At 48.7% G+C, this 23,519-nt stretch carries 15 protein-coding genes, 1 other RNA gene, 1 pseudogene and 1 riboswitch; of the genes and pseudogenes, 2 read left to right on the forward strand and 15 right to left on the reverse strand.

What is annotated here, in order from left to right:
• Positions 1–230: 230 nt before the first annotated feature.
• The 4 genes from MKX70_RS04790 to MKX70_RS04805 all read right to left on the reverse strand — a co-directional run bounded on the left by MKX70_RS04790 (position 231) and on the right by MKX70_RS04805 (position 4,753).
• Positions 231–1,277, reverse strand: a complete 1,047-nt coding sequence (locus MKX70_RS04790) for a glycoside hydrolase family 130 protein (protein ID WP_042231622.1) — start codon at positions 1,275–1,277, stop codon at positions 231–233.
• A gap of 31 nt (positions 1,278–1,308) precedes the next feature.
• Positions 1,309–2,841, reverse strand: coding sequence for an extracellular solute-binding protein (locus MKX70_RS04795; protein ID WP_042231619.1), 1,533 nt, complete (start codon positions 2,839–2,841; stop codon positions 1,309–1,311).
• A 78-nt stretch (positions 2,842–2,919) separates the two neighbouring features.
• Positions 2,920–3,804, reverse strand: a complete 885-nt coding sequence (locus tag MKX70_RS04800) for a carbohydrate ABC transporter permease (protein ID WP_042231617.1) — start codon at positions 3,802–3,804, stop codon at positions 2,920–2,922.
• A gap of 10 nt (positions 3,805–3,814) precedes the next feature.
• Entirely contained in the window at positions 3,815–4,753 is a 939-nt protein-coding gene (locus tag MKX70_RS04805; protein ID WP_042231615.1) for an ABC transporter permease, read from the reverse strand.
• A gap of 253 nt (positions 4,754–5,006) precedes the next feature.
• Here MKX70_RS04805 and MKX70_RS04810 point away from each other — a divergent pair, with 253 nt between their 5' ends.
• On the forward strand, positions 5,007–7,337 hold the full coding sequence (locus tag MKX70_RS04810) for an AraC family transcriptional regulator (RefSeq protein WP_042231612.1): 2,331 nt from the start codon (positions 5,007–5,009) through the stop codon (positions 7,335–7,337).
• A gap of 58 nt (positions 7,338–7,395) precedes the next feature.
• A pseudogene (locus MKX70_RS04815) lies at positions 7,396–7,707 on the forward strand (VOC family protein); the annotation flags it as partial.
• Between the two features lie 376 nt (positions 7,708–8,083).
• On the opposite strand, the gene MKX70_RS04820 reads toward MKX70_RS04815, so the two are convergent.
• The 11 genes from MKX70_RS04820 to gpmI form a co-directional block, all read right to left on the reverse strand.
• Complete coding sequence (locus MKX70_RS04820) at positions 8,084–8,968, reverse strand: M23 family metallopeptidase (protein ID WP_042231610.1); 885 nt, start codon at positions 8,966–8,968, stop codon at positions 8,084–8,086.
• A 316-nt stretch (positions 8,969–9,284) separates the two neighbouring features.
• The gene (locus MKX70_RS04825; RefSeq protein WP_081956331.1) at positions 9,285–10,127 is read right to left on the reverse strand and encodes an IS91 family transposase; all 843 of its coding nucleotides are present in this window, start codon (positions 10,125–10,127) and stop codon (positions 9,285–9,287) included.
• Between the two features lie 188 nt (positions 10,128–10,315).
• Positions 10,316–11,569, reverse strand: coding sequence for a mechanosensitive ion channel family protein (locus tag MKX70_RS04830; RefSeq protein WP_042231604.1), 1,254 nt, complete (start codon positions 11,567–11,569; stop codon positions 10,316–10,318).
• A gap of 298 nt (positions 11,570–11,867) precedes the next feature.
• Complete coding sequence (locus tag MKX70_RS04835) at positions 11,868–14,738, reverse strand: bifunctional diguanylate cyclase/phosphodiesterase (RefSeq protein WP_052415854.1); 2,871 nt, start codon at positions 14,736–14,738, stop codon at positions 11,868–11,870.
• A gap of 71 nt (positions 14,739–14,809) precedes the next feature.
• A riboswitch (cyclic di-GMP riboswitch) is annotated at positions 14,810–14,905 on the reverse strand.
• Positions 14,906–15,320: 415 nt separating this feature from the next.
• Positions 15,321–15,685, reverse strand: a transfer-messenger RNA (tmRNA) gene (ssrA, locus tag MKX70_RS04840).
• A gap of 202 nt (positions 15,686–15,887) precedes the next feature.
• Positions 15,888–16,367, reverse strand: a complete 480-nt coding sequence (gene smpB, locus MKX70_RS04845) for an SsrA-binding protein SmpB (RefSeq protein WP_039296783.1) — start codon at positions 16,365–16,367, stop codon at positions 15,888–15,890.
• A gap of 225 nt (positions 16,368–16,592) precedes the next feature.
• The gene (rnr, locus tag MKX70_RS04850) at positions 16,593–19,601 is read right to left on the reverse strand and encodes a ribonuclease R (protein WP_042241269.1); all 3,009 of its coding nucleotides are present in this window, start codon (positions 19,599–19,601) and stop codon (positions 16,593–16,595) included.
• Between the two features lie 231 nt (positions 19,602–19,832).
• Positions 19,833–20,066: a preprotein translocase subunit SecG gene (secG, locus tag MKX70_RS04855; protein WP_039302440.1), complete on the reverse strand. Its 234-nt coding sequence runs from the start codon at positions 20,064–20,066 to the stop codon at positions 19,833–19,835.
• 145 nt (positions 20,067–20,211) lie between these two features.
• Positions 20,212–20,475: a YesK family protein gene (locus MKX70_RS04860; RefSeq protein ID WP_042231601.1), complete on the reverse strand. Its 264-nt coding sequence runs from the start codon at positions 20,473–20,475 to the stop codon at positions 20,212–20,214.
• Between the two features lie 153 nt (positions 20,476–20,628).
• A complete protein-coding gene (gene eno / locus MKX70_RS04865) occupies positions 20,629–21,915 on the reverse strand; it encodes a phosphopyruvate hydratase (RefSeq protein WP_039302434.1) in 1,287 nt (428 codons plus the stop codon).
• Between the two features lie 58 nt (positions 21,916–21,973).
• Complete coding sequence (gene gpmI / locus MKX70_RS04870) at positions 21,974–23,518, reverse strand: 2,3-bisphosphoglycerate-independent phosphoglycerate mutase (RefSeq protein WP_042231600.1); 1,545 nt, start codon at positions 23,516–23,518, stop codon at positions 21,974–21,976.
• Between the last annotated feature and the right edge of the window lies 1 nt (position 23,519).

Consider the following 23,519-nt stretch of genomic DNA (forward strand, 5'->3'; position numbering starts at 1 on the left):
ATCTCTGGAGAAACGTTGGTCGCCCCGGGCGTGCTCGCAGATACGGGCGAATATAACCCTATGGAGGATATCAACAAACAAACAATAACAAGACATGTCCACCTCTTTACAACCCTTTGCCTTTTGTCAGTCATGTACATGCGCTCCTTTGTCTATCTAAATTCAATCGTTTATGATAGCGCTTTCCTAAATATGGGTTGAAGAAGGCAGCTTGCACTGCCTTCAGCCTTCTACACTAGCGTATTATATATATCCTCCAGTGGTATGTCCGCCACTGCCATCACTTCGTCTGCGGCACCGTAATACATGCGGACCGTCTGATCCAGAAGCAAGGCTCCGCACGAGAACACGACCTTGCCGAAGAATCCATTCACCTCATAGACAGCTTCCGGCTCCAAAATCGGTACACGGGATCTCGCGATGACCTTGGCCGGGTTCTCCAGATCAAGCAGCACCGCGCCCATACAATAGCGGTGCTTGCTGTCCGCTCCGTGGTACAGCGCCAGCCAGCCGCGTTCGGTTCGAATCGGAACCGCCCCGCCGCCCATACGGGCCGAATCCCAGCCTTGCTCGCTAAGCCCCATCAGGAAGCGGTGATTCCCCCAATGGTCGAGATCGGGCGATTCGGCGATCCACATCTCGGGAGAGCCGAACGAGTTCGGTACCGGACGGTGCAGCGCATAGTATTTGCCATTAATTGTATCCGGGAATAAGATGACGTCCTTATTCTCAGGAGCCAGCATCAGCCCGCGGCGCTTGAAGGTCCGGAAATCCCGGGTCTCCGCCAGGCCGGCGCCAACGCCGTGAGCGGAAGCGGAGCTGTAGGTAATATAATAGATATCTCCGATTTGGGTCACGCGCGGATCTTCAATTCCCCACGCCTCCAGAGCGTGCTCCGGGAACAGGGCCGGCTGCGGCTCAATCTCGAAATGAATGCCGTCTGTGCTTCGCGCCACCCGCAGATGGGATAAGGAGGTGAGCATGACCGTTCGTCCGTTCCTTGCGATGAAGCGCGAATCGGAGAAATCATAGTCCGGATCAGCCTTGTCGTAGCGCTCTACAAGGACATCGGTACCCGCTTCATTCAGCCGGGGGACCAGCACTTCATCCGCCCGGTCCGATATCGGCGCCTCCGCAATGCGCAGTAAAAGGATCGTTTCATCCCCTAACTGCGCCACCCCTGCATTAAACGCCCCCAGCACCCGAAAATCGGGGCGGGAAGGGACAACGTCCCGGACTCGTATAACAGGATTGTGCGCGCTGCGTTGTATGTTCATGTGAAGTACCTCTTTCAGTATTTTTAGGCCGTTATTTACCGGATGTGACAGCGTCGATTTGCGCCTGAATTTCCTCGATCACTTTTTGTCCGCCGAGGCTCGCCATTTTTTTCTCCATCATCTCCTTGCCTTCAGCAGCAGGCACCAGGCCCTGGCTAAACGGCAGGAAGGTCGAATCGTGAAGCGGAGTGATTTTGGCATATTCCGTCTTCACCTTTTCAGCGTTAAAGTTGAAGCCCGCCGTTGGACTAAGTGTGAAATTGGCCGGGTTGGTAGAGAAGTCGAACCACTTCTTGTCATCCTTCATCATCGTGTCCGGCGTGCGGTTCAGCGTTGGCCGCCAGGTTAGCACGTACCCCGGGAATGAATAGCTGGACAGCACCTTATAGCTCGAATCCCCGACCGGTTCCCAGTCCTTCCCTTGAATGCCGTATTCCATCAGATCGTGGTTTTCCTTAATGGACAACCAATTGGCTACATCCATTGCCAAATCAGCGTGCTTGGAAGCCGCCGGGATACACAGGAAATTCCATTGCTGAAAAGCGGTATACGGCTTGGCTTTATCCCCGTTCGGAATGAAAATCTCAAGCTTGTCGCTGCCGTCCTGTAGCATTTCCGAATATTTCAATCCCTCCACACCATCCGCCGCATAATAAGTGGCCGCATATTTCCCCTGCTTGAACAGTGTTTCTGCATTTTGCTCCTGGGCGATATTTTTGGAAATGATGCCGTCCTTGTAGTATTGGGTGACACGATCGTAACCATCGGCAATCACCGGGCTGGTCCATTGGCCGATTACTTTCTTGTCCTTGATGGAATAGGCGAACATGTTGACACCGATTTCGAGCACTTCATCCAGCGCCTGATTAGCGGATTCGCTCAAGATAAACGGAAGTTTATCCGCTTTGATGCCGTTAATGACGAAGGGCTTGACATCCTTCTCTTGTTCCTTGACCATATACAAGAATTTCTCTAAATCATCCAAGGTTTTTAACTCGGGAAGTCCATACTTCTCGCGCAAATCTTTGCGGATTAGAAGGCCATATAGCTGGCCCTGGGTGGTACCGAGCGGAATCCCCATAATTTTTCCGCCGAATTTGTTGTACTCCCACATTTCCTCGGGAATGGATGCTTTGAGCTCCGGACGTTCGGCCACCGCGGCATCCAGTTCCATTAATGAATTGCCCTCGATCATCTGATTCATGGATATCCATGGGGCATCCAAATACATATCGAAATCTTCCCCGGCAGACATCTTCACGGATACCGCATTCCCGTAATCGGTCCACGGCAAGAAATTGATGTTCAAGGCCGCTCCGACGTTATCCGCTTTCAATTTGTCGTTGACCGCCTGTAGCACATCGTCAAAGCCCACCGGCTTATCCCCCGGAAAATAAGCTTTCAATGTCACCGTTTCCTTAGATGCGGGTGCAGCACTTTCCGTATTCTTTGGAGAATTCGCTTCATTGCCGCCAGTCTTTGTATTACCTCCGCAGCCTGCCAGGATCAGTGAAGATACCAATACCGTTGCTGTTGTCGTGCCAACCCATTTTTTTAATCTCATTCCTTAACCCTCCCATATCTATGGCTAACAATCTATGTTTCCCCCGGACTAATCCGGTTAATGCCGGATATTCTTCGTTTATCCTTTTACTGCTCCTACCGTTAGCCCTTTGACGAAATACTTCTGAAGCATGGGATACAGCAAGACAATCGGGCCGATCGTCAGCACGGTTGTCGCCATCCGCACGCCATAGGTCGGCGGCGTCACGGCAATGGCTGCTGAAGCGGGAATGAGATTCTTGGCCGCTTCCATATTGGAGACCATCCGGCGCAGAATCAGCTGCAGCGGGAACAACTTCTCATTATCCACGAACATCAGTCCCATGAACCAGTCATTCCAGTAGCTCAGGGCATAGAAGAGACCGACGGAGGCCAGAATCGGCGTCGAGATCGGAATCATAATTTGAAAGAAGACCCTCATTTCATTCGCTCCGTCTATTCTTGCAGCTTCCTCCAATTCCTCGGGAATGGTACGGAAGAAACTGACCAACAAAAAGACGAGGAACGGCTGGCATAACATCGTCAAAATGAGCACCCAGATGGTATTCTGCAAATGCAGCCACTGACTGACCACAATATAAAATGGAATGATGCCTCCGGAAAACAGCATTGGCAGATAGCAAAAAAACAGAAACGGTGTTTGCAGGACATTCCGTTTGTTAGCCAGCGAATAGCCGAGCATTGCGGAAATGCACAGTGCGGTTAATGCGCCTACGACAGTGATAAAGATCGTAACCGCATAGCCATTGAACAGTACATCCGATTGCAAAACCGCCTTATACGCATCCAGGGATAATGCTTGCGGAAATAAAGTATAGCCGTGCGCAATCAGTTCCTGTTCATCCGTAAAAGAGCCGATAATCATCAGCAGAAAAGGAAACACACAAAATAAGGTAAACAACAAAATGAACGTATGGGCAAATATCGTAAACGTTCGATCCGCAGCACTCTGTTTCTGTCTCATAGTTCTTCTCCTAGAATAAAGCAGATTCTTTGGACACCCTTCGGGTTATCCAGTTGGCGGTAATGACGAAGATTAGACCCATCACCGACTGGAACAGGCCAACCGCCGAGGACATGCCGAAGTCATGCAGCTGTCTCATAGAGCGGAACACGAAGGTGTCAATGACATCGGTAGTCGGATAGAGCGATGAATTATCTCCAATGATGGCATAGATCATGGCAAAGTCACCATTGAAAATCTTGCCTACGGCCAGCAAAGTCATAATCATGATGGTAGGAACGAGCAGTGGCAGCGTAATGCGCAGCACAATCTGCACTTTGGACGCCCCGTCAATCCGGGCAGCCTCGTACAAATCCTCCGATATCCCGGTAATCGCGGCCAGGAAAATAATCGAAAGATAACCGGCTCCCTGCCATACACGGATTACCGTCAGAATGTAGGGCCAAAGCTTCGACTCAAACATCCAGTTCACCGGCTCCATACCGATATTTTGCAGCCAGTTATTGATCATCGGCTCTTCCCCGCCGAATAAGGATTGGACAATCATTCCTATTACAATCCAAGACATAAAATAAGGAAGAAAAATGAAAGACTGCGATATTCGCTTGAAATACTTATTACGAATCTCATTAAACATAAGAGCAATCATAACCGCAGCCACCGTAGTAAACACAATGAACAGTATGTTCAGTACCAGCGTATTGCGCAGAATGGTCCAGAAATCACCTGAAGTAAAAAAGTAATCAAAATTTTTAAAACCGACCCAATCACTTCCTGTGATTCCCTTGGCAAAATTATAGTCTTTGAAGGCAATCATAATCCCGTATATGGGAAAATAACTGAACACTAGAAAAAACAACAACCCCGGCACGGCCATAACATAAAGAAATGGATTTTGGACAATATGGTTCATTTTAGACTTTTTACTGGTGTTAATTGGGTATTGCATCTGTTTATATCCCCCCTTTCATCGAGACCGGCAATTGCATGAGCACGCCGTTATCTATGCCGTCACCTTATCAAGCCCTCACTGCTACGGCAATTCCGAAAAGCTCTAATCCTTCCTGCAAGCGCAGATTTACAAACTTCCCAAAAACAACACTATTGCGAAAACAAACGATTCTGAAGACGAAAATAATCGGTATGCTATAATTAATCTACAATTTATGAGCCCGGCAGTTATGATTACGGAGGTTCCAGCAATGAAAATCAGACGTCCACTCCTCGCATCGCTGAAGCAGCATCCTACTTATATGAAGCTTATTTTTTATTTTGTCAGTGCAAACGTTCTGGTGCTGGGTATATCCTTTGCGCTGCTCTATTGGCAGTCATCCAAGACGCTTCTGGAAGAGATCGGCGATCATTCCGAATCCCTGCTGGTGAACAGCGCCCAGAACACCGCACGGCTGATGGAATGGGCGCTGGAATTTAGCTTCTCCTCCAGTGATGACAGCGCCCTCAAGGTATATGCCCTTTCAGATCATTACAGCGATTTTGAAACTTTCGAGGTATGGAGCCGGCTTATGGACATCAAGAACGCCAATCCGTCGATCGATTCGGTATACCTCATTAACGATTACACGGATACAGTTGTTGATTCCAGACTGGGATTGAATGATGCGGATACGTTCTACGACCAAGATATCATTAAGCGCTTACAGGACCCGGTTACCGCGAATCACAGCGTGCTCATTCCAAGAACCCTGCCTCTCCCTCTTACCGGGAATACGCCCAAAGAGGTGATGACCATCATCAGATTTTACGAAAGAGGCAGCTCCATCTCCGCTTTCGTTATGAATATAGATACGGATAATCTCATGACCCTGCTTCAGGACAATTCGAATGATGCCGACAGATCGGTTGCGGTTCTGAATGACCGGGAGGAGACGGTTTTTAGCAGCACTTCTCTGAATCAGGAACAAACTGCGGACCTCAGGAATCACGTGATTAAGGGCGAAAGCGGATGGAAGCTCTTTCATCCCCGAACTCAGGGAGAGCAGCTAATGGTTTACGCAGACATCTCCATCAAAGGAATTCAGGATTGGACCTTCATCGAAACGATACCGAAGTCTGTCATTCTGGAGAAAATAACGGTTCTGCGTAACACCAGCCTGGTCCTGTTCATTGCCTTGTTCGGGGCCTCCTGGACCGTGATCGTGCTGATCTCCAAACGGGTATACTCGCCCATTCAAGAACTGATTACCAGAGTAATGCGGCAGCATCAAGCGGAAAAGCCCGGTCTCGGATACAGCACCAATGAACTTGACTACTTATCCAATGTGTTTATAGCCCAGCACAATCAGATCAACGAACTGACCGAGCAATGGCGGCTTAATAAATTTTTGGGCAGAGAAAGGTTCCTGCGAGATTTCCTGGGGGAGACTTACCATTCAGCAGAGGAGATAGGTTCTCAATTTCTGGAGTGGGGCATTGACCTGCCGATAGATCAGCTGTCGGTGGCCATCTTCCGGATTGACCATTTCTCGGAATTCTCGGAGACCTACCCGGAGAAGGACCGGCGTCTGCTCCGGTTCGCCATGTCCAATATTATTCAAGAGTCGCTGCAATCGTCCAAGCACAAGCTGCAAACGGTGGATATGGGTGACGATCACGTGGCCGTTGTCCTATCCGCCCCCTTGTCCGAAGAATATGCACGGAAGCTGCAAGGCTCCCAACAGTTAATAGAGCAGTATTTGTCAGTTGGAACGACTGTCGCTTGGGGCAGGACGCTGCCCAGCCTGACCGACATGCATGAGATATATATGGAGACGTATGAGTTGACGCAGGAACGGTTCCGCTTCGGACACAGGGCGCTCATCGTAAAAGCATGGCTGCCAGGTGCGCCCGGAGAGCTGTACCACCTGCCTGTGAACAAAGAGCGGCATATCGCTCAGGCTCTTCCCAAGGGGAATGCAGAGACGGTTCTGGAAGTCATACGCTCAGCCGTAGTCAAGCTGCGGGAAATGCCCTATTTTGAATGTAAAATGTCGTTAATTACCTTGTTTATGGATATACGCCGGCTCATGCAGGAGCATTCCGCTCAGCCTCTGCCCAGTTCATGGGGGCTGACTTCTATTGAGAAACAGATTATTCAGCAGGAGACGATGGACAAAGTGGTGCCATGGATGGAAGCCTTGGTCACTAAGACACTCGAAGACATAGCAGCTGCCCGCGGGCTGTCCAAGAATGTGACACTGATCGAGCAGGCGGACCGGTTCATTGAAGCACAATTAACCGATCCGAACTTGTCCGCAAAAATGCTCGCTGATCATTTGGGGTTATCCGTTAATTATTTCCGCAGTTTATATAAAGCGGAGACAAACCAGTCCATTACGGACAAAATCTCGGAGAAGCGCCTAAGCTTCATCTGTCAGGAGCTCATTGCCTCCGACTCTCCGATTGAGCCCATCGTCCAAAATTTCGGATTCTCGTCGCTTAACACGTTTTATTCCAGCTTCAAAAAGGTGTACGCAATGACACCGGCCCAATATCGGAAGAAGTATAGAGGTGGCAATACTATTGAGAAGCTATAAAGAATCTCTGTAAAGTCTTGATTCCTGATCAAATTTTATATATTTAATAAAAATGTATTTCGAGGATTGGAGCGAGTATGCCGGAATGCCCTATTTCGGAGCTACTACGGGGGATCCAAGTCAGCCCGGAATCGATGGGGCCTTAATTAAACGCCAAGGCGCTGCTCCAGGGCCCGGACAAGCTCTGAATGGATACGCTTGTACCCTGGGCGTGGGGGATTACGACGCTACTGAAGCTCTGATTCTGCAACTTGGGGGCAAGCTCGCAATGCCGAAGTATGCTCTGCCGGGAATGGCCTGGCAGGGATATTACCATGATACAGAAGGTAATCTATTTGGGATTCATCAGCCTGATAAGCAGGCCAAATAAGTTCACTCAATCAGGCAGAAACAAAGGACTTAGATACGCCCTCCGCCGTCTTCCAGTGCAGCAAAAATCTCCCGTGCGTCTGCCTCTTCTGTAGGATGAATGGCAATCTGAACCGACCTATCGTTCTGATCTTGTCGGGCTAGAGTATATTGGTCCAAACCTGACCTAAACAAAAACAGTCCGAAATAACTCACCTTTACTCCTTCATATAAGAGTCAGTCACGAACGCTGCTCCCTTGAGCGGAAATCAGGCGGCGCTAAGACCTTATCAATTGCAGAGTTCCACGCACATGACACTACAAACAGCATAGTTCCGATCAATTTTCTCAAGCCATGCAAGCTACCTATAAGTAATATTCAGAATTTCCCCTTTACCCTAAGGTTGATGTACAACAGTTGGGGTAATCAGATCGCCTTTAACAGGCATAGTGGCACTATCTATATCCCCGAAGTAAAGCGGCAACCCCTCGGCCAAGATGGGCAGCCATGTTTGAGTAGGATCCTGTCGCTGATGGTGAACATGCAGATGAGGCTCGGAACTCGAGCCGCTGTTGCCTACGTGTCCCAACAGATCACCTGCTTGTACCTTGTCTCCAACAGCTACAGTAATACTGTGCTGCTTCAGGTGATTCAAAAGCAGGTAGGTGCCTGTATCCGGAACCTTCAGGTAGACATAATTGCCTTCCATAGAGAGAACTTCCTCCGATCCGGGCGTAAGGTCAGCCTCCTCGTCATAAGCAGCAATGACAACGGCATCCAGCGGTGCGTACACTTCCTGATTCCATATGCCGTAATCCTCCGCATGGCTGCTTCCGGTGTTATAGGGTTCCATTACCAGATCATAAGCCCAGCGTTCGGAGGACCATACCGCATGCGGTGCGTTATCTTCGGCGGAATCTCCACCCCAGCCGACGACTGCTGCTGTATGAAGCGGCATTTTCACGGTAAGCCCTGGCTTAGTATCTACAATGGCAACTGGGTATGCTAATGGGATTACATTGACCGTCAAAAGAAAATGGCCAATTAGTACAGCCGACACCCCCAAATTCAGCAACAGTTTATTTAGGGGTGCTCGCTTCACAAGTTTTACGGCCAGCCAAATCAGATTCATTACAGCCCATACGGCTCCGGCAGCCGGCAAAATGAACTTCAGCACCAACCACGCATACACACCGATCATGCCATGAATCCACAGCGCACCGGCCCATCCCCCTAACGTCAGCAGCAATAATAACATCGAAACAGAATTAGTTTTTTTCATGAAAATTTAGCTTCATCTCCTAAGAATTAAAAAATGAAATTTGCAATTTCTACGTTAGACGACGTCTACAGTAGGAACACTGCATTCCGGGTGCGGAGGAAGTAGCAGAACAAAATCACCCTAGCAGGTGAATAGACTTACTAGCCAGCGGTCATTTGTCCGTTGGCTCTTCTTTTCTTACCAAGGTTCCATTACAAGAAGGACAGAAAAACTCCGGCGATTCTCCGACCTCCAGTCCATACGAACACTCGACCACGATAAACTCAGGCACCGGGTCTAACTCCCCACATTCCACACAGACATAATCAATCCATATCTATGGCTCTTCTTCTGCCCACGGTTCCCATAAGTCCCCATCCTTCATTTTATCCGGTTTGTTCTCTTCGCCTTTCCCATGTTTCCTTATCCCCCATTTCTTTTGGTCTGCATATTCTCGCTCTTCGTCATAATAATAAATTCGGCCATATTCTGCATGCCAAATCACCACAAGCAACATCCGGTGCTTGCAGCAGGGACAGATCAGCGGATCTTGACCATAACTCTCCAGCATTCGCTCACGGTAACTCTTCTTCCTCCGTTCTTTGGCTGGAAAGATCATCTCCATTTGTTTATGTACCATGAACCGCCACAGATTTATGACCTTCTGCGACTCTTTGTTTTTTCCACGGCTGTATAGACCGTAGCGCCCTACCATCCGTATATGCTTCGGCGGGATGTGCTGCACCAGGTCGTAAGTAAATTTCATCACGGGCGAGACCACACATACCCGTTTACCCGTTCGGTGATCTGCATACCAATAATGGACTTTATGGTAATCATAGCTGACGACCCGGTACTCCGCGATCGCTGGACGTGCTAAATATCGTCCTATATATTTTGCGGCTCCCCGCGCATCTATCATCCGTTGCTCCGCATTCACGCAAAACCCCTTCGGGTAACGCTGGTACAACTGATTCACCAGTCTTCTTACCCGTTCGTCCTCCGGATACCATTTCATCATGAGATCCAGCAGTAGCTTTTGCCACGACTTTCGTAAGTACTCATACGAGATAAACTCTGCCTTTTTCCACTCCTTGTTCCGGTCCAGCGCACCTTCTGTAATGAGTGAATGGATGTGCGGGTTAAACTTTAAAGCGATGCAGGGTAGAAGCACGCGCACAGTTTCTTAGGCTGCGAAAGCGTAGTTGTTTTGTTGTTTGCCGTTTAATAGGCTTTAGCGTAGCGTTGATGAAGCTTACCCTCAATAATCCCGGCAGTTGATCAGCCCACCTTCAGACGGAGCCGTAGGGAATCGCCGCCCTGCCCGAAGATAAAGGCACACAAGCCTTTACGGATGCAATCATATCTTCAGTATCCTATCGAATACTCTCTTCTTTCTTTTAAGTTAAGGATATCTTGGCCCGTCGGGTTCTGAAAAATACGAAGTCCAAACAAAGGGATAATCGCAAAAATGTGATCAAAGATATCAGACTGGACCGCCTCATACACACCCCAGGTAGTCTCATTGCTGAACGCATAAATTTCTAAGGGCAGTCCGCTGTCTCCTGCTTCCAGCTGTCTGACAATGAGCGTCATATTCTTATGGATTTTAGGATGATTGCGCAGATATTCTTGGACATATTCTCTGAACACCCCGATATTCGTTAGCTGTCTCCCATTAACCTTGCTCTCCATATTGATATGATGTTCGATATTATAGGCGTTAATTTCATCGATTCTTGTAGTGATGTAATCGCTAAGGTAGTGAACCTTACGGAACTCCTCAATCATTTCTTTTGTACAGAAACATATGCTGCTAGTATCAATACAGACACTTCGTTTCATCCTTCTGCCCCCAGAGGCTTCCATGCCCCGCCAATTTTTAAAAGAGTCTGATATCAGGGCATAACTTGGAATCATGGTAATGGTTTTATCGAAATTCATCACCTTTACCGTATTTAGCGTAATATCTATGACATTACCGTCGGCATTATATTTAGGCATTTCAATCCAGTCCCCTACACGAACCATATCGTTAGAGGATAATTGAACACCTGCCACCAAGCCCAGTATCGAATCTTTGAAGACTAGCATAAGAACAGCGGATAACGCTCCCAGTCCACTAAGAAGAATCAGCGGATTCTGACCCATGAGGTTAGAAATCACCACAATCGCACCAATAATATACAGAAAAATCTTCGCAACCTGGATGTAGCCCTTGATCGGCCTAATCTTGGACACTTCATACGTACGATAAATAGTATCAATGGCATCAAGAAGTGCATTGAGTACCCTGATCGTTACAATAATCATATAAGCTAAGGCAACCTTTACAATAAAAGATTGATACAGCGGAAAAATAGGCGCAGCGTAATAGATGATAAAGGCTGGAGCGAGATGCGACAGCTTGTGAAATACTTTTTTCTCCAAAAAAATATTATCCCACGTATACCGGTTGTTATTGATAATATGAATAATGATCTTAAGTACGATTCTTTTGGCTACAAGATTGGCCGTTACAGAGAGTACAGCAATACATAAGACCATGATGATGTTCGAGAGATACACAACCATTTGGTCGCTCGCTCCATATCCTGCTAGGTGCTCTCTAATAAAATTCATCATTTCCTCCTGACAGAGTGCATATTAGCCTACAATTATAGATTATTGTCAGGGATTAAGCAAAATTAAAACAAAAACAATCTGGTTAGACGATAGAGCAAGCAGTTCTGCTAAAAATAAAAAGACCACCATAAGAAGGTGATCTCACTGATAATAAGATGGAGCCGAGGGGAGTCGAACCCCTGTCCGAAGATAACGGCACATAAGCTTCTACGAGTGTAGTTACAGTTTTGATGTCACCCTAGAAGCCCCCCGTACGACACCATAATACATAGAAAGGCAGCTTATCGGCACTCCCTTATAAGAAATTCCTTACCTCTTCACATTGTACCGGTTTGCTTATTAAATATCCCTGGACATCATCACACTCCAATTCACGCAGCAAGTTCAATTGTTCCTCCGTTTCGACGCCTTCCGCGACAACTTTTAAACCGATGCTATGAGCGATGAAAATGATAGCTTTCACAATGGACACATCGTTGGATTGGCTCTGAATGTTACGAACGAAGGACTGATCAATTTTAAGGAAATCGATTGGGTAGTTCACAAGATAGTTCAATGAAGAATACCCAGTGCCAAAATCATCAATGGAGATCTTAACGCCTAACTTTCTTATCTCCTGTAAAGTGGAGAGTACCTGTTCTTCATTGTTCATACTTATATTTTCAGTAATCTCCAGCTCCAAGTATCGTGGATCAAGCTGGGTCTCGTTCAAGATGCCAGAGATGTTCCGAACCAGATCCTTATCCTTAAATTGCCTTACGGATAGATTAACGGAGACACAGACTGGCTTGTAGCCCTCATTCTGCCAAGCTTTGTTTTGCGAACAAGCTGTCCGTAACACCCATTCTCCAATGGGGCTAATCAGTCCGCTTTCTTCGGCAATCGGTATAAATTCCGCGGGGCTAATCATGCCCTGAACTGGATGGCGCCATCGAATCAGAGCCTCTAGTCCGATAATTTGGCCTGTCTTCAATTCCATCCGGGGCTGATAGAATAGTTCAAACTCATGATTATCTAAAGCTTTATGAAGCATCGTCTCCAAGCTCATTTGGTTTGACAATGACGTATTAAGCTTCCCCTCATAGAAACTGTAACCATTACGCCCTGTCTTTTTAACCATATACATCGCTTGATCTGCATTCTTAATAAGTTCCATCTCACTGTCTCCATCCGTTGGAAAGAGGCTGATACCAATACTTGGTGTAGTATACACCTCGTGATCACTTAGCGAAATGGGTATCTTAAATGCCGCAAGAACAGCTTGGGCAATTTGTTCCGATTGTTCACGGGTCACATTGGGAAGTAAGGCGATGAATTCATCTCCACCCATTCTTGAGAGGATCGCATCCTGACCAAGACATTCTTGAACCCTCACAACTACCAGCTTTAATAACTGATCGCCCTTTGTATGACCGAACGTATCATTTACCATCTTAAACCGATCGACATCGATGAACAGGATTGCGGCTGTGTGACCATGGTCGTCGGCTTCCTTCAAGTAAGCTTGTAACCGTTGATTAAAGTTGACTCTATTGGGTAAACCGGTCAAGCAGTCGTAATAGGCGAGGAGTTGAATCTCAGCAAACATGCTTTGAAGTCTGGTGGCCGTATCCTTGCTGTTAGATATAAGCGTATTAATTTCTTGTATAAAGCTGCCTTTCCAGTTCACGCTCTGGTTCTCGGCTATTTTCTCAGGTAAATTAGTGGTTGTGTGGGTTAAAAGCTTAATCGGTCGAACAATGATTTCACTGATCACATTAGAAATAAAAATAAATATCAATCCACAGGCCAATAAAACACTGAATATTTTTATGTAGTAGCTATACAAGCGGTCACGATAGGGGGCAATTGGTGCCTCGACAATAACACTCCAATCACCCAGTTCCGGAATTGTCATGATCTTGAAATAGGAGGATTCTCCCCATCTGTTCATTGGATTTCTGATAGCATCCGGGAACCAGTGATACAAACCGCCAATTATTTCACTTGCTTCGCCCCTTTCTGCCCAGTTATACGGGTTCATAACGGCCAGATCATCACGAGTACTCGCAATAACCCTGTCATTCCGGTCTACGATTGTGACATTCATTAGTCTATTATTCGCCAGCTTTTTTAACTCCGTTGTAACATAGTTAAGATTGAGCACACCTACGGCCGCCCCTGTAAATTCGCCGCTAATCATAATAGGGGAGCCCACAACGACAATGGGTTCGTTAACGCAACCTCTTCCAAGAAACACATCGGAAACAACGAATTGGTGTTTTTCTCTCATATATTCAAAGTAAGGCCGATCCGAGAAGTTTAAGCCAATCGTTGACTTTCCTTTGTTATTTAGTAATGGAGAGAACAGCTTTGTAACTCCGTTGCGATCAGCAATGTATGAAGTAGTAAAATCCGGATATAACGCCAGTAGATAAGCCATTTGGCGCTGCAAGGAATCGATCTCTTCCATCCTATTCTCAGCCGCCGCCATCGATAAAGTATTCACTGCGGCAACATGAACTTCTCCCCACTCTGTAAGATCATTGCGGATGATAGCGGAATCTCGTTCAGTCTCTGACTTTATTTTTTCATTCATGTTGTGATACTGTTCATGACCGATCATCACCGTCACCAGAAGCAAAGTTATAAAGGTAAACGTGACAAATATGTTGAAAAGCACATCATGAAGAGAGCTCGACATCTTGCGTTTTTGGAATGATGGCCATTTAAGAAGAGGCAGATAAGTAAAGATTAAACTGGAAATCAATACATTTAAAATACCATTCACGGCATCCTTAAGCACAACCAGCAGGGAAGCGGTAAAATTCATATCCAGGGCATAACGATAGAATACCCATATGAGAGGCATCCCTAAAATCATCCAATATAGGCTATCAAAAAGAACAATCCTTTTCCCTCTGTAGAAGACGCCGACAAATAAAGTTTCCAGCACAAAAACAAGCATAGCGTAAGGATGATTCCAAAGAAACAACGTGTAACCATTTACAATAACCGATGCCACTAAAGCCCATTTAAGACCATATATCCGCAATATCAAAAAGGTGAATATACTACCGAAGATAAAATTGACCCCCAGCAATAGGGATAGGCTGAGCATATTACCTAGTAGTCCAAAAATAATCAGAGCTATGATAAATACAATCGACTTATTAAATATACTCACTGTTCTCCCACCTTATGAATCAGGCCCATTGCAACAAAAAAACTCTCCCGAAAAGGAGAGGTTTCCTTGCCTTCGGTAACTGGCTGGCATAACATATCCAAATTGGACATGTGATAGCCCCTGTAGTTTTGCGACCCCGTTTTTCAACGAGTGTGCCCTATTATTATTGAGATTATCTGAAAGACAATACATTATTCGACATTAATCTACAAGCTGACACTAATTATAGTTGATACTGCTGGGTGTTACAACCAATTTCTACATTTCCGTATGGCACCGTTCATATCAACTTATAGCAGGTAGGAGTGCTCAGACTGCAACGATCTCTTCTTTGGTCAAAATCGAAGGGCGGATGATGGGTATGGAAGGCGAAAACACACGCCGAAGGGGGAGCATATTTATCACGGGTTACGTGGAGGCCAAAGCCACCGGTCTCCGTATAGCCTCAGTGAAACTCACTGTATCCATTAACAGCAAGCCCCCGAAACCGCGTCACAGCAAGCCTTTTAACCACCACGTATAGTCCAAAACAGCCGCCGAAATGAAAAAAGACACCCCTAAAGGTGTCTTCACTGATACTCCATATGGAGCCGAGGGGAGTCGAACCCCTGTCCGAAGATAACGGCACATAAGCTTCTACGAGTGTAGTCACGGATTTGATGTCACCCGAGTATCGCCCCGTAACCGGCTATACGTTGGGTCAGCCTGATTGTCTTCTTCAGCTCACCGCAGGCGGAGATGAGACAGCGTATCCCACTACTTGTTAGCCCCTATCCCTGTCACATGGGCGATGCAGGGTAGAAGCACGCGCACAGTTTCTTAGGCTGCGAAAGCGTAGTTGTTTTGTTGTTTGCCGTTTAATAGGCTTTAGCGTTGATGAAGCGGACGCGTCCCCACTACTCGCTACTCATGCTCGAACTATCCCCGTCGAATCCAAGAACGGCCCCTCATTAGAAAGGGCGCTTCGGATTAACGGATCAATGACAAGCATACATGCTGATCCGGTTCACAGCTATCTTGATCAAGATGGCTGTTCAGAAGCAATAAGTTTTACTTACACAGTATAGCACATTTATCAACACTTTAACACGTAGGTTAAAGGAATTGAAGGTCGAATCTGGAACAATTGGGCGCCAGGTGGTTACCAGTCTAGCGGGCGATCTTCTGTTTGTCGCGCAGCACACGCTGGATATCACGCTGAGCATCGCGCTTCGCGGCGGAGTCGCGCTTGTCGTATTCCTTCTTACCTTTACCAAGGCCGATCAGCAGCTTGGCGTAGCCATTGCGCACATAAATCTTCAGCGGCACAATCGTGAAGCCATCCCGCTTCGAGGAACCGAGCAGCTTGTGAATCTGTTCCTTATGCATGAGCAGCTTACGTGTACGCGTTGGATCGGTAGGGTTGGCGCGGTTCCCTTGTTCAAAAGGGCTGATATGCATATTGTGAATATGAATCTCACCGTTCCGGATGGTAGCAAAAGCGTCCCCGATGTTAGCGCGGCCGTTACGCAGCGATTTGATCTCTGTACCCGTCAGAACCAAACCCGCTTCATACGTATCCTCAATAAAATAATCATGGGAAGCTTTTTTGTTCTGGGCAAGCACTTTCCCGTCTGCTTTTTTACCCATGAAAGTCACTCCTTGAATTGAATTCCCGGCCCGTTATGAACGGACACCAGGTCTATATTGTATCAAAAGCCAAGCAGGCAGTGCAAGGAAGGATCACCCTATCCCGAGCAATCATTTTGACATATGGGTGTCAGGAAGTGCTACGTTTCAGGTGAAATAGAAGTCCCCTTATATTCTAAAAAAGCACTGTCCCCCTAAAGGAACAGTGCCTTCTATTAATTCTGCCTAGGCCTGAGGTTTCTTCTTCCGCTTTCTGCGGCCGCCGCCCTCCGGATTGCCGCTCTTGTCGCCAGCGCCTGCCGGTGCCGGATTAGTGGTCTCCACGTTGCCTGGAGTCACAGAAGTGCCGATGAAGACGCCGCCTTTCTTCTTCTTGCGGCGGCTCTTGCCCTCCGGCGCTGCGCCGTTGCCTTCGCTTCCGAGGCCGCTGCCGAGGTCTTCGCGGCTGCGGAACCGTGTGCTCGCGTCCACGCCGCGCAGCTCACCGCCCGCCTGCTCGGCTCCGCCCCCGCTTGGCGCGCCGTAGCCGCCCTTGCCGGAGCCGAAGCCGAAGGCAATGCCGCGTCCCCCGGCACTGCCTCCGCCGTCTCCGCCGCGGCCTCTGCCGCGCTCACGCTCGCGCGGAGCACCTGATCCGCCGGCTTCGCCCCGGCGGTCCGCCTTCGCCGCGCTGCCCGCTGCGGAGGCGGCTGCAAGTGCACGCCGCGCGGCCGCTTCCGGCCCGCGGCCGCGCTTACGGCCGCCTGCTGCGCCGCCGTCTTCAGCCGGCGCTACACCTGCGCGCGGCTCTTCACCAGCGCCAGCCTCAGCGCCGCCGCCCTTAACTGCACCGCCAAAGACACCGGCGCCAGCGCTGCCGCTCTTGCCTTTACCTTTGGCGCCGAATCCAGCCGCACCGGCAGCTGCACCGCCGTTCTTGCCCTTCCCGGCGCCTTTAGCCGCACCAGCCGCTGCGCGGCCAGGCTTACCCTTACCTCCGCGGCCCTTGCCAACGCCGCCAGCCTTACCCGCAAATGGCTTGCCGGAGCCGCCGGCACCAGGGCGTCCGGCCTTGCCGCCGCGTCCGCCGTAGTTCCGGTGGTCGCCAGCCGCGCGCGGCTTCATATCAACCAGTTCGAAGTCAATCGTATGATCGTCCATGTTGACCTTGGCCACACGGATCTTCACCTCGTCTCCGATGCGGAACACTTTGGAGGTACGCTCACCGATGAGGGCCATGTGGGCTTCATCGAAGTGGTAATAATCATCGCTCAGTGCGCTGAGCCGGATCAGACCTTCTACCGTGTTATCCAGCTCGATGAACATTCCGAAGCTGGTCACGCTGCTGATCATGGCATCGAATTCTTCGCCTACCTTATCCTGCATGAACTCCGCTTTCTTCAGCTGCTCAGTGTCACGTTCAGCCTCTACCGCTACACGCTCGCGTTCGGAGGACTGCTGGGCGATATCCGGCATCCGCGAAGCCAGATACTCATGACGTTTCTCCGTCAGAGCTCCTCCATTCTCCACCACCTCACGCATGACGCGGTGAATGACAAGGTCGGGATAACGGCGGATCGGCGAGGTGAAGTGGGAATAGAATTCTGCAGCCAGTCCGAAGTGACCCGTACTCTCGGCATCGTATTTCGCCTGCTTCATGGAGCGCAGCATCATCGTGCTAATGACCGTCTGCTCTTTGGTTCCCTGAATCTGCTCCAGCAGATCCTGCAGCGCACGCGGATGAACGGAATTGCCGCGACCCTTGACGTGGTAACCGAAGTTAGCGGCGAAGGCCATGAAATTCTGCAGCTTCTCCGGATCCGGATCTTCATGAATCCGGTACAGGAATGGCACCTTCAGCCAGTGGAAGTGCTCCGCTACAGTCTCATTAGCCGCGAGCATGAATTCCTCAATAATCTGCTCGGCCACGGAACGCTCACGCTTCACAATATCGATAGCCTTACCTGCTTCATCTACGATGATTTTGCTTTCTTCAAAGTCGAAGTCAACGGCTCCGCGCCGCATCCGGGCATCGCGCAGCTTCATCGCGAGTTCCTTCATCAGGCGGAAATCACCGATCAGGGGAGCATAGCGCTCCAGCAGCTCAGGGTCTTCATCCTCAACAATTTTGCGTACATCGGAGTAAGTCATTCTCTCCTTAGTACGGATTACACTCGTGAACACATCATGCTTCACAACCTTCATGTGCTCGTCGAATTCCATTTCACAGGACATGGTCAGCCGGTCTACCTGCGGGTTCAAGCTGCAGATCCCATTCGACAGCCGGTGCGGCAGCATGGGAATGACCCGGTCAACCAGATACACGCTGCAGCCGCGGTCATAGGCTTCTTTATCCAGCTCAGAGCCCTCACGCACATAATAGCCTACATCGGCGATATGAACGCCCAGCTTATAATGACCGTTCTCCAGACGCTCCACATTCACCGCATCATCCAGGTCCTTGGCATCCGCGCCGTCAATGGTGACAATGTTCAGTCCGCGCAGATCGCGGCGGCCTTGCTGGATAATCTCCTCGTCGGTAATGGAATCGGGTGCCTGCTCCGCTTCCTTCATCACCTCAGCAGGGAAAGCCTCCGGCAGCTGATGCTTGCGGATAACCGACAGAATATCCACGCCCGGGTCATCCTTATGGCCGAGGATCTCAATAATTTCACCTTCAGCCGCAGCACGGCCTTCCGGATAGTTCACAATGCGGACAACGACCTTTTCCCCGTCAACCGCTCCCTTGAAGGACTGCTTCGGAATGAAAATATCCCGGTTAATCCGCTTATCATCCGGCAGCACGAAGCCATACGTCTCCAGGCTCTGGAATACGCCAACCGTCTGCGATACGCCTCTGATCAGGATCCGCTCTACTTCGCCTTCCATACGCCCGCCAGACGGGCTCTTCGAGGTAATGCGGATCAGTACGATGTCACCGTTCATTGCACCCTTCAGATCATTGGCATGGATGTATACATCGGGATGATCACGGTCATCGGGTATCAGAAAAGCGAACCCCTTCGCATGGGCTTGCAGCCGTCCGCGCAGCAGATCCATACGTTCCGGTACGCCATAACGGCTACCCCGGGTCAGAATAATCCGGCCGTCCTTTTCCAGTTCAATCAGCAGACGCTCAAAGGCTTTGAACGCCTCGCTATCCTCAATTGCGAAATGGCTCACCAGTTCTTCATACGTTAGCGGTTTATAAGCGGTTTCCCGCATGTAATCAAGTAGAATTTCTTGTGTTATCATCTTCGTCACCTCGGCCCTCCGCAGCATTCATGCCGCTGGCATATATGTATGTCTTGTCCTATCCCACATCAAATAAATCCAAGTAAAATTTACCTTTATATACTTCATACCCTAGTATACACGAAATCAATCCCGGGCATCCCTGTTATGATGTGCAAACACTCAAATCTGCATACAAAAAAGCCCCCGCCTATTCCATTCAGAACAGAGCGAAGGCTTACAGTAGGCAAACTACTCAATAACAATGGCTACAACGATTGACATAATGAAGAATCCGGCTGCCAATCCAACCGTTACACGCTGCAATACAAGCTCCATACCGCGTGCTTTTGTTTTACCGAAGAGATGCTCAGCACCGCCGGAGATGGCACCGGAAAGACCCGCGCTTTTCCCTTTTTGCAGAAGAACGACCGCAATCAGACCTACGGCAAAAATCAGAAGCACCACTTTCAAAAAGATATCCATTCACTTCCACCTCCTACGTCCAAGCATCACTATCTATGCTAAATTGGAATTTCCGTTTCATAAACAGCATTCTTATTTTATCATAGCCATAGATTGAATACAACCTTACAAACTGCATTCTATCAATATCCTACTATTAATATTCTCAGGTTTGTTTTCTATAGGAAACAAGAACGAGCAGCAGCAGACCAGAGATTAATAATATAGGCACAGAGAAGAAGGCATACCCGATCCCCTCCCAGCCTCCAATTACAGTGAAACTTAGAACCAGTAATATCAGACTGCCCAGTAAACCAGTGATCCCCGGATAAAAAACAGCTCTGCTCCGCATGCGCCCGGTCCGCGACAGCACCCAGCTGAGAATGATTAAAAATATTCCCACACCTATACCCGCAACAATAGCGTTCATGCCCACACTCCTTCCAGTTATCTACAATTATAGAATAACCCACTAGAAGCATCAGAGGCAACCTCGCTGTTCGCATTGCACTTTGTGGGTCTATCATCCAAAAAAAGGCCTGCCGAAGTTCGGCAGGCCTTTTAAATATAGAGTCAAAAGAAATTATCTTTTGAGGTTGTAGAAGGATTTCAGGCCGTTGTATTGAGCGAGTTCACCCAGTTCATCTTCGATGCGAAGCAACTGGTTGTATTTAGCAACACGGTCTGTACGGGAAGGAGCACCCGTTTTGATCTGACCAGCGTTAGTCGCAACAGCGATGTCAGCGATTGTGCTGTCTTCGGATTCACCGGAACGGTGGGAGATAACTGCTGTGTAACCAGCGCGTTTAGCCATTTCGATAGCATCGAAAGTTTCAGTCAGTGTACCAATCTGGTTAACCTTAACCAGGATGGAGTTACCGATACCTTTTTCAATACCTGTAGCAAGGCGCTCAGTGTTCGTAACGAACAAGTCGTCACCAACCAATTGGACTTTGTCGCCCAATTTTTCAGTAAGCAATTTCCAGCCATCCCAGTCGTCTTCAGACATACCGTCTTCGATTGTGATGATTGGGTACTTCTCAACCCAAGAAGCAAGAAGGTCAACATACTCAGCGGAAGTGTAAGATTTACCTTCGCCAGCAAGTGTGTATTTACCGTCTTTGTAGAACTCAGTGGAAGCAACGTCCATACCGAGGAATACGTCAACGCCTGGTTTGTAACCGGCTTTTTCGATCGCTTCGATGATTGTAGTGATTGCTTCTTCGTTCGAACCAAGGTTCGGTGCGAAGCCGCCTTCGTCGCCTACAGCTGTGTTAAGGCCTTTGGACTGAAGTACGGATTTCAGGTTGTGGAAGATTTCTGCGCCTGTACGAAGAGCTTCTTTGAAGCTTGTAGCGCCTACAGGAAGAACCATGAACTCTTGAACGTCGATGTTGTTATCGGCATGCTCACCACCGTTGATGATGTTCATCATTGGTACTGGAAGAGTTTTGGCGTTGAATCCGCCCAGGTATACGTACAAAGGAATATCCAGAGCTGCTGCAGCTGCACGAGCTACGGCCATGGATACTGCCAGGATCGCGTTAGCGCCCAGCTTGCCTTTGTTAGGAGTTCCGTCCAAAGTGATCATCAATTTGTCGATGCCCACTTGGTCAAGAGCATCCATACCGATTACTTCTGGAGCGATAATTTCGTTTACGTTCTCAACAGCTTTCAGAACGCCTTTACCCATGTAACGGGATTTGTCGCCGTCACGAAGCTCTACAGCTTCATGAGCACCAGTGGAAGCGCCGGAAGGAACGATCGCGCGGCCTTTAGCGCCGGATTCCAGATAAACATCAACCTCTACCGTAGGGTTACCGCGGGAGTCGAGGACTTCGCGAGCGTACACATCAGAAATAATAGTCATGTAAGTTTAATCTCCTTTTAACTTTAAGTTTAGTGTAACAATGAAACTTGGGGTCTGCCTATTTGCGGCTGGCAATCATGGATTGTCCGGTCATTTCCGCAGGCTGCGGAAGTCCCATCAGATCCAGGATTGTCGGTGCCACATCTGCGAGGATACCAGCTTCGCGCAATACAACATTCTCAGTTGTAACGATGAAAGGAACCGGGTTGGTGGTATGGGCTGTGAATGGACGACCATTCTCATCGAATACCATATCCGCATTACCGTGGTCGGCAATGATGATCGCAACGCCGCCTTTGGCAACTACTGCATCCACAACTTTACCTACGCATTCGTCCGTTACTTCAACTGCCTTGATGGTAGGCTCCAGCATCCCGGAGTGTCCAACCATATCAGGGTTAGCAAAGTTCAGGATAATGGCATCTTGTCTGTCTGCTTCGATCTCCGCTACGCAGGCCGCCGCCACTTCGTATGCGCTCATCTCAGGCTGCAGATCATAGGTTGCCACTTTCGGTGAGTTGATCAGGATACGGGTTTCGCCAGGAAGCTCCTCATCGCGTCCGCCGCTGAAGAAGAAGGTAACATGCGGATACTTCTCAGTTTCCGCGATACGCAGCTGCTTCTTGTTCTGCTGAACAAGCACTTCACCGAGGGTGTTGTCCAGGTTCTTCGGGGAATAAGCCACGTAGCCTTGAACCGTCTCGCTGAAGGTAGTCAGACATACGAAATGCAGGTTCTCCGGGAACTTAGGACCACGGTCGAAGCCGCGGAAATCGGAGTTCGTGAATACTTGCGACAGCTGGATCGCACGGTCAGGACGGAAGTTCAGGAAAATGACGGAATCGCCGCTTTCCACTGTCGCAACCGGGTTGCCAAGACTATCTACAATCACACTTGGCTCTACAAATTCATCATACACAGAATTCTGGTAAGATCCAGTGATTGCCTGAAGTGCATCGGTATATTTAGGGCCTTCGCCGTAAACCATTGCACGATAAGCTTTCTCTACACGTTCCCAGCGTTTGTCACGGTCCATGGCATAATAACGTCCGGATACCGTAGCAATCGTACCTACGCCAACCTCTTCGATCTTGGCTACCAGGTCCTGAATGAACTTCTGTCCACTGTCGGGTGGTACGTCGCGGCCATCCATGAAGGCATGAATATAAACTTCATGCAAATCTTCTTTTTTGGCCAGATCGAGCATCGCGAACAGGTGGTTAATGTGACTGTGTACGCCGCCATCAGATACAAGTGCATAGAGGTGAAGCTTTTTGCCGGTTGTTTTGGCGCTTCTCACCGCAGCAACCAGCGTTTCGTTCTCGAAGAATTCCCCATCACGGATCGACTTATCGATGCGGGTCAGATCCTGGTATACGATCCGGCCTGCGCCGATGTTAAGGTGCCCTACTTCAGAGTTACCCATTTGTCCTTCCGGCAGACCTACAGCTTCACCGCAAGCGGTAAGTGTAGTATTCGGATATTGTTTCAGGTAACGATCGTAGTTCGGTTTGTTGGCTTGGGCAACTGCGTTGCCTTCATCCGTATTACGCAAACCGAAACCGTCCATGATGATTAGAGCTACAGGTTTTGGTGCTGACATT

The organism is Paenibacillus sp. FSL R7-0312 (assembly GCF_038004445.1).
Lineage (GTDB): Bacteria > Bacillota > Bacilli > Paenibacillales > Paenibacillaceae > Paenibacillus_AQ.

Coding starts and splice junctions, on each gene's coding strand:
- MKX70_RS04790 (WP_042231622.1), bottom strand. CDS start 1,277: ATGAACATACAACGCAGCGCGCACAATCCTGTTATACGAGTCCGGGAC.
- MKX70_RS04795 (WP_042231619.1), bottom strand. CDS start 2,841: ATGAGATTAAAAAAATGGGTTGGCACGACAACAGCAACGGTATTGGTA.
- MKX70_RS04800 (WP_042231617.1), bottom strand. CDS start 3,804: ATGAGACAGAAACAGAGTGCTGCGGATCGAACGTTTACGATATTTGCC.
- MKX70_RS04805 (WP_042231615.1), bottom strand. CDS start 4,753: ATGCAATACCCAATTAACACCAGTAAAAAGTCTAAAATGAACCATATT.
- MKX70_RS04810 (WP_042231612.1), top strand. CDS start 5,007: ATGAAAATCAGACGTCCACTCCTCGCATCGCTGAAGCAGCATCCTACT.
- MKX70_RS04820 (WP_042231610.1), bottom strand. CDS start 8,968: ATGAAAAAAACTAATTCTGTTTCGATGTTATTATTGCTGCTGACGTTA.
- MKX70_RS04830 (WP_042231604.1), bottom strand. CDS start 11,569: ATGAATTTTATTAGAGAGCACCTAGCAGGATATGGAGCGAGCGACCAA.
- smpB (WP_039296783.1), bottom strand. CDS start 16,367: ATGGGTAAAAAAGCAGACGGGAAAGTGCTTGCCCAGAACAAAAAAGCT.
- rnr (WP_042241269.1), bottom strand. CDS start 19,601: ATGATAACACAAGAAATTCTACTTGATTACATGCGGGAAACCGCTTAT.
- secG (WP_039302440.1), bottom strand. CDS start 20,066: ATGGATATCTTTTTGAAAGTGGTGCTTCTGATTTTTGCCGTAGGTCTG.
- MKX70_RS04860 (WP_042231601.1), bottom strand. CDS start 20,475: ATGAACGCTATTGTTGCGGGTATAGGTGTGGGAATATTTTTAATCATT.
- eno (WP_039302434.1), bottom strand. CDS start 21,915: ATGACTATTATTTCTGATGTGTACGCTCGCGAAGTCCTCGACTCCCGC.
- gpmI (WP_042231600.1), bottom strand. CDS start 23,518: ATGTCAGCACCAAAACCTGTAGCTCTAATCATCATGGACGGTTTCGGT.